Origin of the sequence: Amycolatopsis sp. NBC_01488 (assembly GCF_036227105.1) — a bacterium.
Lineage (GTDB): Bacteria > Actinomycetota > Actinomycetes > Mycobacteriales > Pseudonocardiaceae > Amycolatopsis.
Genome location: NZ_CP109434.1, coordinates 7,693,592 through 7,707,471, shown reverse-complemented (window position 1 = coordinate 7,707,471; position 13,880 = coordinate 7,693,592). Strand labels below are relative to the sequence as shown.

The 13,880-nt window shown below is 71.2% G+C and carries 10 protein-coding genes; 5 read left to right on the top strand and 5 right to left on the bottom strand.

What is annotated here, in order from left to right:
• Positions 1-74 precede the first annotated feature (74 nt).
• The gene (locus tag OG738_RS36205) at positions 75-1,448 is read left to right on the top strand and encodes an RICIN domain-containing protein (protein ID WP_329047738.1); all 1,374 of its coding nucleotides are present in this window, start codon (positions 75-77) and stop codon (positions 1,446-1,448) included.
• Positions 1,449-1,803: 355 nt separating this feature from the next.
• On the opposite strand, the gene OG738_RS36200 is transcribed toward OG738_RS36205, so the two are convergent.
• Positions 1,804-3,633: an RICIN domain-containing protein gene (locus OG738_RS36200; protein WP_329047737.1), complete on the bottom strand. Its 1,830-nt coding sequence runs from the start codon at positions 3,631-3,633 to the stop codon at positions 1,804-1,806.
• Between the two features lie 302 nt (positions 3,634-3,935).
• On the opposite strand from OG738_RS36200, the gene OG738_RS36195 reads away from it, so the two are divergent.
• From OG738_RS36195 to OG738_RS36185, 3 genes are read left to right on the top strand one after another with little or no spacing between them, the layout of a single operon-like run.
• Positions 3,936-5,399: an endo-1,4-beta-xylanase gene (locus OG738_RS36195; RefSeq protein ID WP_329047735.1), complete on the top strand. Its 1,464-nt coding sequence runs from the start codon at positions 3,936-3,938 to the stop codon at positions 5,397-5,399.
• Between the two features lie 51 nt (positions 5,400-5,450).
• A complete protein-coding gene (locus OG738_RS36190; protein WP_329047734.1) occupies positions 5,451-7,856 on the top strand; it encodes a ricin-type beta-trefoil lectin domain protein in 2,406 nt (801 codons plus the stop codon).
• 45 nt (positions 7,857-7,901) lie between these two features.
• On the top strand, positions 7,902-8,036 hold the full coding sequence (locus OG738_RS36185; RefSeq protein ID WP_329047733.1) for a hypothetical protein: 135 nt from the start codon (positions 7,902-7,904) through the stop codon (positions 8,034-8,036).
• 116 nt (positions 8,037-8,152) lie between these two features.
• On the opposite strand, the gene OG738_RS36180 is transcribed toward OG738_RS36185, so the two are convergent.
• Positions 8,153-9,070 (bottom strand): NADP-dependent oxidoreductase, encoded by a 918-nt coding sequence (locus OG738_RS36180; protein ID WP_329047732.1) that lies wholly within the window; start codon positions 9,068-9,070, stop codon positions 8,153-8,155.
• Between the two features lie 111 nt (positions 9,071-9,181).
• Here OG738_RS36180 and OG738_RS36175 point away from each other — a divergent pair, with 111 nt between their 5' ends.
• Positions 9,182-9,838 (top strand): TetR/AcrR family transcriptional regulator, encoded by a 657-nt coding sequence (locus OG738_RS36175; RefSeq protein WP_329047730.1) that lies wholly within the window; start codon positions 9,182-9,184, stop codon positions 9,836-9,838.
• A gap of 223 nt (positions 9,839-10,061) precedes the next feature.
• On the opposite strand, the gene OG738_RS36170 is transcribed toward OG738_RS36175, so the two are convergent.
• The 3 genes from OG738_RS36170 to OG738_RS36160 are packed head-to-tail and all read right to left on the bottom strand — an operon-like array spanning position 10,062 to position 13,800.
• Positions 10,062-11,987 carry a DUF2264 domain-containing protein gene (locus OG738_RS36170; RefSeq protein ID WP_329047728.1) on the bottom strand — a complete coding sequence of 642 codons (1,926 nt, stop codon included), beginning with the start codon at positions 11,985-11,987 and terminating at the stop codon, positions 10,062-10,064.
• The gene (locus tag OG738_RS36165) at positions 11,984-12,994 is read right to left on the bottom strand and encodes a hydroxyacid dehydrogenase (protein ID WP_329047726.1); all 1,011 of its coding nucleotides are present in this window, start codon (positions 12,992-12,994) and stop codon (positions 11,984-11,986) included. The genes OG738_RS36170 and OG738_RS36165 overlap by 4 nt, the downstream gene beginning before the upstream one ends.
• Positions 12,991-13,800 (bottom strand): carbohydrate ABC transporter permease, encoded by an 810-nt coding sequence (locus tag OG738_RS36160; RefSeq protein ID WP_329047725.1) that lies wholly within the window; start codon positions 13,798-13,800, stop codon positions 12,991-12,993. The genes OG738_RS36165 and OG738_RS36160 overlap by 4 nt, the downstream gene beginning before the upstream one ends.
• Between the last annotated feature and the right edge of the window lie 80 nt (positions 13,801-13,880).

The window sequence follows — 13,880 nt, the reverse complement described above, 5'->3', positions numbered from 1 at the left end:
GGACCCGCACCTGACGCGGGATCCACGACGACCGAAGGAGAACGCCATGTCCGAAGACCGAAGGGAGCCAGGTGATGGTGAGGTATAGATCCCTGTTCGCGTCGATCGCGGTCGGGGCCGTGCTCGCGCTGGCGGCGTCCGGCACCGCGCAGGCCGCCGCTCCCCAGCAGCGGTCGCCGGCCGCGCCCGCCGCCGGGACCGCGGGCTGCGGGAAGGCTCCGGGACTGGCGAGCGGCAGCCACACGATCTCCAGCGGCGGCCAGAACCGCAGCTACATCCTGCGGGTGCCGAACAACTACGACAACAACCACAACTACCGGCTGTTCGTCGGGCTCCACTGGCGGGGCGGCACGGCCAACGACGTCGACTCCGGCGGGACCGACGGCTACAACTGGTCCTACTACGGGCTCCGGCGGCTCGCGGACAATGCGGGCAACGGCACGATTTTCGTGGCGCCCCAGGGCAACGGCAACGGCTGGGCCAACCCCGGCGGCCAGGACGTCACCTTCATCGACGACCTGCTGAAGCAGCTCGAAGGAGCCCTGTGCGTCGACACTTCGCAGGTCTTCGCCGGCGGGTTCAGCTACGGCGCCGCGATGAGCTACGCGCTGGCCTGCGCCCGGCCGACGGTGTTCCGCGCGGTCGCCGTCTACTCCGGGGCGAACCTCAGCGGGTGCAGCGGCGGGACCCAGCCCGTCGCCTACATCGGCCTGCACGGCCTGCGGGACAACGTCCTGCCGATCGCCTCGGGACGGGCCCTGCGTGACCAGTTCGTCCGGAACAACGGCTGCACCCCGCAGAACCCGCCGGAGCCCGCTCAAGGCAGCCTGACCCACATCGTGACGACGTACTCCGGCTGCAAGCCCGGGTATCCGGTGACCTGGGCCGCGTTCGACGGCGCCGGGCACGACCCCGGCCCGCGGGACGGCTGCACCTGCGACGGCTGGCAGACCTGGACCTCCGGTGAGGTCTGGAAGTTCATCACGCAGTTCGACTCGTCCACCCAGCCACCGGGATCGCCGGTCCAGACCGGCGTGAACTACAAGCTGGTGGCGCAGCACAGCAACAAGCTCGTGGGCATCACCGGCGCCTCCACCGCGGCCGGGGCGCTCATCGAGCAGGAGTCGGCCACCGGCGGTCTGAGCCAGCAGTTCGACTTCGTCGACTCCGGTGACGGCTACTACCGGGTGCGGGCCCGCAACAGCGGGCTGGTCCTGCAGGCGGCCAACGCGAGCAGCGGTGCGGACATCAGCCAGCAGGCCGACGCCAACTCGACCGCGCAGCAGTGGCGGGTGGTCGACCAGGGCGGCGGCACGGTGAGCCTGGTGAACCGGCTGAGCGGCCTGGCGCTGGACGTGTGGGGGGTGTCGACCGCCGACGGCGCGCGGATCTCCCAGTGGACGTTCACCGGCAACCCCAACCAGCGGTTCCAGTTGCAGCGCGCCTGACTCCGCCGCGCGCGAGGGTGTCCGCCGGGAACAGTTCCCGGCGGACACCTTTTCCTTGCTGTGAAGGGATGTCCTGGACGCGCAGGAGGTCCGGCAGTGATGTCCGGCTGTCGATGGTGACGGTTGTTCCGGGTTCCGTTGACGCTCACGGAAGCCGGGCTGTTTGGGTGCGGCGGTCGAGTCGGCGGCGGCCACGGTGTCGCCGAGGTGGCAGACGCATGCGAGGCCGAGGCGGAGCGCGACGCCGCCGGTGCTCTCGGGGGTCGGGGTGGCGTGAGCGATCGAGGCCGGTCCGGAACCGCTTGCCCGCACTACCCCCCCGTTCCGGACCGGCACCTCCGGCGCTCCCGGCCGGTCAGCCGACCAGGAAGTCCTGGTTCGTGCCGGGTGCGTCCTTGCACGGCCACTGATCCAGTTGCTGACCGGGACTGCTGCCGGCACTGGGCACGTCGAGGCACAACCCGCTGTGCTGGTTGCGGAATGCGTACGAGCCGTCGGACTGCGCGACCGGTTGCCAGAGGTTGCCGGCGGCCGTGTTCGGGGGCTGCTGGACGATGTCGGGCGTGCCCTGGGCGGTGGAACCGCCCGACACCGCCACGTCCTGGCCGGAGTTCTGCGCCCGCAGTTCGCCGTAGCCGCCGGTGCCCGGGACGAACTGGAACTGCTGGTTGGCCTGCCCGTTGCAGGTCCACTGGTCGATCGCCGCGCCCGCGGCCGAGGTGTTGCCGTAGACGTCGAGGCACAGGTTGTCGTGGGCGGCGACGAGCCGGTGGTAGCCGGCGGGGAACCCGCCGCCGCCGGACGTCGACGCGGGTGTCAGGTAGACGGCGAACGCGTCGTGCGACGCCTGGAACGTGAGCGGCACGGTGATCGCGGCGCCGGCGGCGACGTTCTGGCTGTACACCACCTGCGGTGCGGCCAGGGGCGCCTGGTCGGGGATGCGCTGCACGGTGACGTTCACGCCGCCGTTGTTCGCCAGCCAGGGAACCGAGCCCAAGCCGGTGAAGGTGACGGACGCGGCGCCGGTGTACCCGTTGGAGTCGCCGATGATCGCGACCGCGTGCTTGGCGGTGGCGTCCTCGGCTGCCGAGATCGCCGTCGAGCCGACCTGGCCGGCGGTGCCGACGAGCGTTCCGGTGAGGTCGGCGTAGTCGCGCATCACCCACCAGTTGCCGGTCGGCTGCCAGGTTCCGCCGCTCTGGGTGAGGACACCGGTGAGGTTCGGCGTGACGCAACAGACCCAGTTGCCGCGCATCGCGTTGGTGTACCCGGACTGGGCGAAGCGCGCGAGGTACCACGCGGTCACGCCGGCGGTCTGCCGGTCGGCGGGCTGGTATTCGTTCGCCGACAGCGGCACCGCGCCGATCCCCGCCGCGGTCAGCGCGGTGTTGAGGGACTGCGAGACGGCGACCGGGTCGTCGACGTCGCCCTCGTCGTGGTTGGTGATCATGTCCGGCACCGTGCCGGCCGTCTTCACGTGCGCCAGCCAGGTTCGCCATTGGTCCGGCCGGCCCTGCGGGGTGTACGCGAACGACGGCCCGACGATCTGCGCTCCCGGCGCGAGCCGGCGGATCTCCCGGTAGGCGGTGTCCCACATCTGGAAGTACTGGGCGCTGTTCACCCCCCGCGTCCAGAACACCGAGATGTCCGGCTCGTTGTCGATGTCGTAGGCGAACTTCAGCCCTGACGCCTGCAACGCGCCGACCGTGGCGTCGATGAAGCTGATCCAGTTCGAGCAGTCGCCGTTGTCGCACGGGTACCTCGTGTTCGACGGCTGCCCGCCGTTGAGGCCGTAGATGTCGGTGACGAGCACCTGGTACTGCGCGTGGTAGGGCGGCCGGGTGAGCCGTTTCGCCTGCGCGGTGATCGAGTCGAGGTCGGCCTTCGTCGCGGAGCCGTTCTGGTAGCCGTCCTTGATCCAGCCGCCGGAGAACCAGCCGCCGCCCCGGAAGGCGTTGATGTTCAGCGGCTGGAGCAACGGGTCGGCCGGCTGGCTGCCGTCCTGGGTGATGCCGTAGAGGAAGCCTTCCCCCACACCGGTCGCCGGTCCTCGCGTCGCGGAAAGGTCCACCGACAGCGACTCGCCCGCCGCCTGGCTGGTGGCCGGGGCCAGCACCGACCAGGCCAGCGCCAGCGCCGCACCCAGCACCGGCCGCAGCCGGCCGCGCCTGGTTCTCGTCCTCATGGGTCCTCCTGCGTTGCACGCGACCGCCGGAACAGACCGGCGGGATCGAACCGGTTCGACCGGCAAGGTCGGGCGGACGTTACGTCGTGAGCCGGACACGGTCAACGTGCGGACAGCCGAAAACCGGACTACCACTGGGTTTCGGCCGCACGCCGATGAAAGTTTCAGTCGCGGCCGGCCGTCTGCCGTGCACCTTTCACGCGTCACTTGACAGCGATCACCGCCGGGGAGTTTCCTGTTTTCGCTGTCACACCAGGGATCGCGCCACCCCCAGAGATGTCAACGACGCCATCGGAGTTCGCATGCGCCCCTTCGCCCGCAAACCGCGTCGATCACCCCGCTCCCGGCCCGGTGCGCTCGCCGTCGCGTTGGGCCTCGCCGTCGCGCCGGTCTTGGCCGCGGCACCGCCCGCGGACGCGGCGTCGACGCTGCGTTCGCTGGCCGAGGCCCAGAACAGGTACATCGGCACCGAGCTGACCGGCGGCATGGTGAACAACGCGACGATCACCTCGCTCGCCGGCACCCAGTTCGACATGGTGACCCCCGGCAACGAGATGAAGTGGGACACCACCGAGCCGGCCAACGGTGCGTACAACTTCGGCCCCGGCGACAACGTGGTGTCCGTCGCACAGTCGCACACCATGCGCGTGCGCGGGCACAACCTGGTTTGGCACGCACAGCTGCCCGGGTGGGTGAACAGTCTGCCGCGCACCCAGGTCCAGGGCGCGATGGAAGCCCACATCACCACCGAGGTGAACCACTACAAGGGCAAGATCTACGCCTGGGACGTGATCAACGAGCCCTTCAACGAGGACGGCAGCCTGCGCCAGGACGCCTTCACCGGCGCCATGGGCACCGGCTACCTCGCCGACGCGATCCGCACCGCGCACACCGCGGACCCGAACGCCAAGCTGTACATCAACGACTACAACATCGAAGGCGAGAACGCCAAGAGCAACGCTCTTTACAGCCTCGCACAGTCCCTGCTGTCCCAGGGTGTGCCGCTCGGCGGCATCGGCCTGGAAAGCCACTTCATCGTCGGCCAGGTCCCGTCGTCCATGCTGGCGAACATGCAGCGCTTCGCGGCACTGGGACTGGACGTCGCGATCACCGAGCTCGACGACCGCGTCCCGTTGCCGGCCTCGAGCGGCAGCCTTCAGCAGCAGGCCACCGACTACGCCACCGTGGTGAAGGACTGCCTGGCGGTCACCCGCTGCCCCGGCGTCTCGCAGTGGGGCGTCGGCGACGCCGATTCCTGGATCCCCGGCACCTTCCCCGGCTACGGCGCCGCGACCGTGTACGACAGCAACTACCAGCCCAAGCCCGCCTACAACGCCACCGCGACGGCTCTCGGGGGCTCTCCGGGCGGCGGTGGCGCAACCGGTCCGCTGCACGCGGTGGGTGCGGGGAAGTGCCTGGACGTGCCGAACTCGACCACCACGGCCGGAACCCAGCTGCAGATCCGGGACTGCTCGGGCGGATCGAACCAGACCTTCACCCACACCTCCTCGGGTGCGCTCAGCGTGTACAGCGGCGGCGACTGCCTGGACGCCAGCAGCCGGGGCACGAGTCCCGGCACCAAGGTGATCATCTGGCCCTGCAACGGCCAGGCCAACCAGCAGTGGACCGTCAACTCCGACGGCACGGTCACCGGCGCGCAGTCCGGGCTCTGCCTGGACGTCACCGGCGCGTCCACCGCCAACGGCGCCCTCGTCGAACTGTGGACCTGCACCGGCCGGAACAACCAGCAATGGACCCTCGGATAGCCGCGTAGCCACGACCACCCCCGTTTGCCCTTGCTGGGAAAGGAACTCGTCATGTCAAGGTTCAGCAGGCTGGTCCGGCGCTTGCGGGCCCCGGCGGTCGTGCTCGGCTGCCTCGCCCTGACCGCCGGTGGCGTCGCGGCCGTCACCGCCGCGCCGGCCGAAGCCGCGACTTCGATCACGATCAACGGCTCGTCGGGCGGGCGCACGTTCGACGGCGTCGGCGCGATCAGCGGCGGTGGCGGCAACTCCCGCCTGCTGATCGACTACCCGGAGCCGGAGCGCGGCCAGATCCTGGACTACCTGTTCAAGCCCGGCTACGGCGCTTCGGTGCAGATCCTCAAGATCGAGATCGGCGGCGACACCAACTCCACCTCCGGTGCCGAGCCGAGCGTCGAGCACACGCGGGGGACCGTCAACTGCGACGTCGGCTACGAGTTCTGGCTCGCCGAACAGGCCAAGGCCCGCAACCCGAACATCAAGCTCTACGGGCTGGCCTGGGGAGCGCCCGGCTGGATCGGCGGCGGCAACTTCTGGTCCACCGACACACTCGGCTACCTGACCACGTGGCTGGGCTGCGCCAAGCAGCACAACCTGGCCATCGACTACCTCGGCGGGTGGAACGAACGCGGCTACAACGTCGGCTGGTACGAGAACCTGCGCTCCACGCTGAACTCGTCCGGCTATCCGGCGGTGAAGATCGTGGGCGCCGACTCGGACTGGACGATCGCCAACGACGTCGACTCCAACCCCTCCTTCGCTTCCGCCATCGGCATCATCGGCACGCACTACCCGTGCGGCTACCGCTCGTCCCAGTCCAACTGTGGCGTGCCGGCGGCGGCCCTTTCGTCCGGAAAAGCGCTGTGGGCCAGCGAAAACGGCTCCGACGACTACAACGGCGGCGCGCAGGCGATGGCCCGCGGCCTCAACCGCGGGTACCTCGACGGGAAGATGACCGCGTACCTCAACTGGCCGGTGATCGCCGCGATCACCCCGAACCTGCCGTACCCGACCATGGGTGTCGCGCTGGCCGCGCAGCCGTGGTCCGGCCACTACGCGATCGGCAAGAACGCCTGGGTGATGGCCCAGACCAGTCAGTTCACCGCGCCCGGCTGGCAGTACCTCGACGGTTCCAGCGGCTACCTCGGCGGCAACCGGAACAACGGCAGCTACGTTTCGCTGAAGTCGCCGAACAACCGGGACTACAGCACGGTCATCGAGACGATGGACGCGGGCGGGCCGCAGACGCTGGCCTTCACCGCGACCGGTGGCCTGTCGACGGGCGCCGTGCACGTGTGGGCCACCAACGTCAACTCCGGCAACGCCGCCGACTACTTCCTGCACACCACCGACCTCACCCCTTCCGGCGGCAGCTTCAGCCTCACCGTGCAACCCGGGTACGTCTACACCCTCACCACCACGACCGGGCAGGGCAAGGGCACCGCGGCCGGCCCGGCGCCGGGCGCGCTGAGCCTGCCCTACAGCGACTCCTTCGAGAGCGACGCGACCGGTACGGAGGCGAAGTACCTGATGGACTGGCAGGGTTCGTTCGAGGTGGCCGGCTGTGGCGGCGGCCGCGCGGGCCAGTGCGTCCGCCAGATGAGTGCGCAGGCGCCGATCACCTGGGACCCGCTGACCGACCCGCACACCCTCCTCGGTGAGCTGGGGTGGAGCAACTACACCGTTTCGTCCGACGCGATGCTCGAAAAGCCCGGGTACGCCGAGGTGATCGGGCGCGCCGGCACCCAGAGCTACAGCGGGGCCGCCGGGCTCAACGCCTACCACCTGCGCGTGAGCGACACGGGGAACTGGTCGATCCTGAACTCGAACACCAACGGCAACGTCGCCACCCTCGCGCACGGCACGGTCGCCGCGCTGGGCACCAACCGGTGGCACACCCTCGCGCTCACCTTCTCCGGCAGCACCATCACCGCCGCCGTCGACGGCGCGACCGTCGGCTCGGCGAACGACTCCACCTGGGGTGCCGGTCAGGTCGGCTACGCGACGAGCCAGGGCGAGACGGCGCAGTTCGACAACCTGTCCGTCACCCCGGGCAGCGGCGGAAACGGCGGCACGACGTCGACGGTCGTCGGCGCCGGGTCGGGCCGCTGCCTGGACGTGCCCAACGCTTCCCAGACGTCGGGCACCCAGGTGGAACTGTGGGACTGCAACGGTGGCGCCAACCAGCAGTGGACCGCGACCGCCGCCGGTGAGCTGCGCGTCTACGGCAGCAGCTGCCTCGACGCCAGCGGCCAGGGCACGACCCCCGGCACCAAGGCGATCATCTGGACCTGCACCGGCGGTACCAACCAGAAGTGGACACCCAAGTCCGACGGCACGATCGTGGGCACCCAGTCGGGCCTGTGCCTGGACGCCATCGCCAACGGCACCGGCAACGGAACGCTGGTGGACCTCGCCACCTGCACCGGCGGCAGCAACCAGAAGTGGACGCGGAACTGACCCGGCGAACCGGCCTCGAAGGGGCCGCCCGCCGACGTCGCCACCTTGTCCACCGACATCCTGGCGGCGTCGCGGGACCGGCTGGTCGCCGGCTTGGTGCCGACGCTGCTGCCTGCGCTCGCGCTGTTCGCAACGACGCCCGGCCAAGTTCGTACCGCAGGTCGTCGCGCGGTCGCGTGAGGCAGGTGTCGACGCTCAGCTCGCGTTGGCCGTCCTCTACAACGAATTTACAAGCCGCACGATCCGCAGCTCGAGCGCTCGTGGCAGAAGCTCAAGCCGGACGCGTTCCAGCGTGTTCAGGGGCGCACGCGGATGACGGTCTTTCCCTTGCGCCGCTCGGTCGGGTTGAGCGCGGGGACGGCGTCGTCGAGGGGTGCGACCGTTCCGATGTGCGTGCGCAGGCGCCCGTCCCGCACCCGGTCGACGATTTCCACCAGCTGATTCGGCACGGACTCGACGACGAAGTCGATCGCGAGGCCGTCGGCAGGGCGGGCTTCAGCGGGCCCGACCACCGACACCAGCGTCCCGCCGGGCCGGATGATGCTCGCCGAGCGCCGTTGGGTCTCACCGCCGATGACGTCGAAGACGAGGTCGACTCCGCCGATGTCCTTGAGATCGTCGTGGTCGAGGTCGAGGAACTCGTTCGCGCCGAAGTCGAGCGCCGCCTGGCGGTCCGCCGCGCGCCCGGTCCCGATGACGTAGGCGCCGAACTCCCGGGCGAGCTGCGTCACCACAGACCCGACCGCGCCGGCGGCGCCGTGGGCCAGGACACTCTGCCCCGCCTGAAGGCGACCGTGCTGGACCAGGCCCTGCCACGCGGTCAGGCCGGAGATGGGCAGGCTCGCACCCACCGTGAAGTCGACGTTCCCCGGCAGCGGCGCGAGGTCGCGTGCCTCCACGGCCGTGTACTCGGCGAGGGTTCCGTCGCGGTGCCAGTCGGTGATCCCGAACACCCGCTGGCCCAGCGAGAGCCCCGTCGTGCCGTAGCCGAGGGCGGAGACCACTCCGGCGAACTCGTGGCCGATGATCGCCGGGGCTCGATCGTGACCGGAGCGGTCGACCCACGTCGAGGGCCACTCCCATTCTGCGGGGACGAAGCCCGACGCATGGACTTCCACGACGACGTCGTTGATCGCCGCCGTCGGCTCAGGCCGCTGCGCCAGGGTGATCCCGGCCGCTTCCGCGGCCTGGTCCGTCGCGACGATTGCCTTCATCGGTGCCTCCGGATAGCTCGTGTTCGCCATTTTGGGCCTGCTAGCCCACTAACGGCAGTGAACACGACCCGAAGTGGGCTGTCAAGCCCAATCTGGGGTACCGTGTGAGGCATGGAAGCCACGACGGACGCTCGGGGGCCGCAGAAGCTCACGGGCAAGGGGCAGGCGACCCGAGCCCGCATCCTCGAGCACGCCGCGGAGCTCATCTACGCCAAGGGCGTCCACGCGACGAACAACGAGCAGCTCCGCCGCGCCGCAGGCGTCAGCGGGTCACAGCTCAACCACTACTTCCCGACGAAGGAGAGCCTTGTCCTCGCGGTCATCGAGTGGCAGGCCGAGCGCGTCCTCACGTTCCATCGCAGTGCGCGGTTCGCCCACTTCGAAAGCCTCGATGCGCTTCGGGAGTGGGCGGGCCACTACATCGCCTACGAGCACTCCTACCAGGAAGGCTGCACCCTCGGCTCGCTCGCCGGCGAGATCATCAAGACCGACCTGGACGTTCGCACGGAACTCGCGAACGCGTTCGAGCAGTGGAAAGACATCTTCCGAGACGGCCTCGAACGGATGCAGCGGCTCGGCCGCATCAGCGCCGAGGCGGATCCCACCCGGCTGGCCCATCTCCTGCTCTCCGCCTTCCAGGGCGGCATGCTCCTCGCCCAGGTCGCCCGCGACATCGCCCCGCTGAAAGACGCCCTGCAGGCAGCCATCGAGTACGTGGAGACCTTCGCGGTGGTCCCCGCTGTCGGCGGCGTACCCGAAGATCGGTAGCTGCCGGCGCAGCCCCATACCGCTCGATGGAGCAGCTGCGTCGATCTCCGAGGATGGGTTCGCTGCATGGAGGTTCGTGCGGGAACCGGCAGGAAGCCCAGTCCGCCGAGTTCGCCGGAGGGCAGGATGACCATCCGCATTCGCTGCCGCCATCGCGGCCGCGAAGGTCACGCTGGGCCAGGCGCCGGGCCTCGGCGCCTGGCAAGCCGGCTGAAGCGCACGCTCACGAGCCCCGGGGCAGCGGCACCGTGGTGCGCAGCCCATCCGGCCAGGTGAGGGTGACGTCGTCGCCGTCGTGGTCCACGGTCACGTCGGCAGAATGCGCGCCGCCGCGGTCCAGGACCACCGCGGCCGCGAGCACGTCGCCCAGCGCGGGAACGTCCGTTGTGGACAGTGCCGGGATCGCCGTCCAGGCGCCCAGCGGCGACGTGCCCTGCTCGACGGTGACCTCCGCGGTGGCGAAGCCGCGCAGCCCGTGCACGAAAGACCGCAGGCCGCCGGCGGACGCGGTCGCGGCGGTGCCGTCGACGCGGCGAAGTGGACGGGTGTCGCCGGCGACCGGCCAGCCGCCGAGCCGCAACCGCCGCCCGGCCGGGCTCATCGTGTCCAGCCGGACGAGCCGGATTTCGACGCCGTCGCGGACGACCGAAACGACCGTGACGACCGGGCCGGCCACCACCGGGCCGGAGCGGCCCGAGCCGTGGTCGGGCGAGTCGTCCCCGGCCGGGTCGACCCAGCGCACCGGGCCGCGCGAGGCAGCGGCCAGGACCCCGCCGGGGAGTTCGGTCGCGTAGCAGGCCTCGAAGCCCGCGCGGTGGCTAGCCCGGCCGTGTTCGTCGAGCAGGACCACGGAGTTGTCGAGCGGGCCGGCCACGGTGGGCCCGGTCAGCGGCGGGACCGTGGCCGTCGAGTAGCCGAGCCGGGCGTAGAGCGGCGAGTCCGTCCGCCGGTCGCCCGGTGCGGCGTGGTCCGTGCCGTGGTTGAGCACCACCGCGATGCCGTCGCGGCGGCGGGCCGAGACCAGCCAGCCGGGCGCGGCCACGATCCGGGCGACGTCGCCGGTCTCGACCGGCAGCGGCTCCTCGGCGTCCGTCCACACGGGATGGTCCGCAGGCAGCGCCAGCCCCAGCATCCCTTTCGCGGCCCAATACGGGGAGCCGGGGCCGGAGTAGGACTGGCGCATCGCGGGCCAGGCGCGGTGCCAGCCGAGACCGAGCAGGCCGTCCGGTTCGAGGGCTTCGTGGCCCGTGAAGTGCCGCACCATGCCGCTGGCCACGCGCCGGGTCAGCCCGGGCCGCAGTCCCGCGCCGGTGAGCGCGCCGACCCAGAACGGGGCCGCCGCGGCGAACCGGTAGGTCAGGCTCCGGCCCTGCAGCAACGGCGAGCCGTCCGCGCCGACCAGCCGTATCGCGTCGTCGAGGTACCGGCGCAGATCCGCTTCCCATTGCTTGCGCAGCACCGGCGGGCACAGGCTGCCGGTCACGTCGAACAGGTGCGTCCACAGCAGCGGGTACACGTGCAGGGCCCAGCCCGTGTAGTGGTCGTAGGCGCGTTCGGCACCGTCGCTGAGCCAGCCGCCGGGCCGCCGCAGCGACGCGTGCACGGCCAGGTCCTCCTCGACGTCGGTGGCCGACCACGGGCCGCCCGCCTCGCGCAGGAACGACTCGACGACGAGCCGGAACCAGACCCAGTTGATCGGCGGGTACGGCTGCCCGACCACGGTTCCCAGCCAGCCGATCGTCCGCTCCCGGACCCGGTCGTCGAGCCGGTCCCACAGCCACGGGCGGGTCAGCTGCAGCACCAAGGCGATCGACGCGGCCTCCACCTTGGCCTGGCCGAGTTCGTCCGGCCGCGGCCAGGCTTCCGGCGACGCGGGATCCGTCCCGGCCGCCAACCCGGCCGCGTAGCGTTCCAGCAGGTTGCCCGGGTCCGCGCCGGCTTCGCCGGTGATCCGGAAGCCCGCCAGGAGGAACGTCCGGGCGAAGCCCTCCAGCCCGTCCGACACGCGGCCGTTGCGGCTGGCCGGGCCCGGGAGGTCGATCCGGGCGCCGCCGGGGGAGCGGTACGGGTCCACTGCGGCGAGCATCCGGTCGGCCAGCGCCGTCCAGTCCCGCCGGGTCCAGCCGGTGTACGGCGAAAGCGCGGTCATGCCTGCACGGCCAGCGCCTGCCGGGTCACCGGCGCCCGGGGCGGGGTGCCCGCGGCGTACCGCTCGAGCTCGTCGAGCGCCTCGGCGGTCATCCGGCGGGTCTCCGAACCGAGCGACCCTGCCACGTGCGGGGTCAGCACCACGTTCGGCAGGTCGTAGAGCGGCGAACCGGCGGGCAGCGGTTCCGGCTCGGTGACGTCGAGGACGGCGTGCAGGCCGCCGGCGCAGGCGCGCTCGAGCGCCGCGGTGTCGACGAGCGCGCCCCGCGCGGTGTTGATCAGCACCGCGCCCGGCGGCAGCGCGGCCAGCTCGGCCGCGCCGATCAGGTGCCGGGTCTGGGGCAGCGACGGCGCGTGCAGGCTCAGCACGTCCGCCCGCGGCAGGGCCTCGGCCAGGGTGGCCGGTTCGGCACCGGCGGCCCGGATCCGGGCGGGCGCGACCACCGGGTCGACGACGAGGACGCGCGCCAGGTCGAGCTGCCGCAGCAGCTCGGTGACCCGCCGCCCGACGCGCGAGAACCCGACGAGCACGACCGTGCGGTTCCGGCCGGACAGCTCGCCGTGCCGCTCGCGGTAGCGCCAGTCGTCGCGGTACGCGCGGGCGTCGGCGGCGAGGAACGGCACCTTCTTGAACGCCCACAGGACCGCGCCCAGCGTGTACTGGGCGACCGGCTCGGCGTTGGCCCCGGCGGCGGTGGTGACCAGCAGCCCCCGGTCGAAGACCGCGGCGCCGACGTGGTCGCGGACGCTGCCCGCGGCGTGCAGCACCGCACGCAGGTTCGGCGCCGCCCGCAGCACCGCGTCGTCGAGCGGCGGACACCCCCAGGACGTGAGGAGCACTTCGGCCTCGGCCAGCCGCGCCCGCACCGGCGCGGACAGAAGTTCGTCGGTGCAGACCGGCTCGCCCAGGCGCGCGGTGGCGCGCAACCGGGCGAGTTCCGCTTCGCCGAACTGCAGGCGCATCGTGTCGTGAGCCATCACGAGCAGGGTTTCCGGCCGCCGCGTCATTTGACGCTGCCCGCCGCCAGCCCGGAGCGCCATTGCCGGTGCAGCACCACGAACGCGATCGCCAGCGGCACGACCGCCAGCAGCGAACCGGTGATGACGAGCGGGGTGTACTGGGGGAACTGGGTCACGCGGGTGCTCCACTGGTAGAGGCCGAGGCTCATCGGGAACAGCTTCGGGTCGGTGAGCATCACCAGCGGCAGGAAGAAGTTGTTCCAGATCCCCACGAACTGGAACAGGAAGATCGTCACGAGCCCCGGCCGCATCATCGGCAGCGCGATGGTGAAGAACGTCCGCAGCTCGCTCGCGCCGTCGGTCCGCGCGGCTTCGAGGACCTCGCCGGGCACGGCGGCGTCGGCGTACACCCGGGCGAGGTAGACGCCGAACGGGTTGGTGAGCAGGGGAACGAACACCGCCCAGAACGTCCCCACCACGTGCAGCTGGGAGGCCAGCAGGTAGAGCGGCAGGGCCAGCGCCGTGGTGGGCACGAGGACGCCGGCCAGCGTCACCGCGAACAGCGTGCGCCGGCCGGGGAAGTCGAGTTTCGCGATCGCGTACCCGCACGCGGCGCAGATCAGCGTGCCGAGCACCGCGCCGAGCCCGGCGTAGAGCAGCGAGTTGCGGATCCAGGCGAGGAAGACGCCGCCGTCCTGGGTGAACAGCGCGCCGAGGTTGGCGCCGAGATTCCACTGGCCGAACTCGAACGCGCTGGTGGTGGAGAAGTCGCCGACGGACTTGGTGGCCGAGGTGACGAGCCAGACGAGCGGCAGGACCGCGTACAGCGAAGCCAGCACCAGCAGGACGTGCACGACCGTGCGCGACGTCCACCGCGAGCCTGCTTTCCGGGGGTTCCGGGTGGCGGAGCCCCCGGCCCGAGGCGGAGCCTCGG

Coding starts and splice junctions, on each gene's coding strand:
- OG738_RS36165 (WP_329047726.1), bottom strand. CDS start 12,994: ATGACGCGGCGGCCGGAAACCCTGCTCGTGATGGCTCACGACACGATG.
- OG738_RS36205 (WP_329047738.1), top strand. CDS start 75: ATGGTGAGGTATAGATCCCTGTTCGCGTCGATCGCGGTCGGGGCCGTG.
- OG738_RS36180 (WP_329047732.1), bottom strand. CDS start 9,070: ATGAAGGCAATCGTCGCGACGGACCAGGCCGCGGAAGCGGCCGGGATC.
- OG738_RS36195 (WP_329047735.1), top strand. CDS start 3,936: ATGCGCCCCTTCGCCCGCAAACCGCGTCGATCACCCCGCTCCCGGCCC.
- OG738_RS36200 (WP_329047737.1), bottom strand. CDS start 3,633: ATGAGGACGAGAACCAGGCGCGGCCGGCTGCGGCCGGTGCTGGGTGCG.
- OG738_RS36175 (WP_329047730.1), top strand. CDS start 9,182: ATGGAAGCCACGACGGACGCTCGGGGGCCGCAGAAGCTCACGGGCAAG.
- OG738_RS36190 (WP_329047734.1), top strand. CDS start 5,451: ATGTCAAGGTTCAGCAGGCTGGTCCGGCGCTTGCGGGCCCCGGCGGTC.
- OG738_RS36170 (WP_329047728.1), bottom strand. CDS start 11,987: ATGACCGCGCTTTCGCCGTACACCGGCTGGACCCGGCGGGACTGGACG.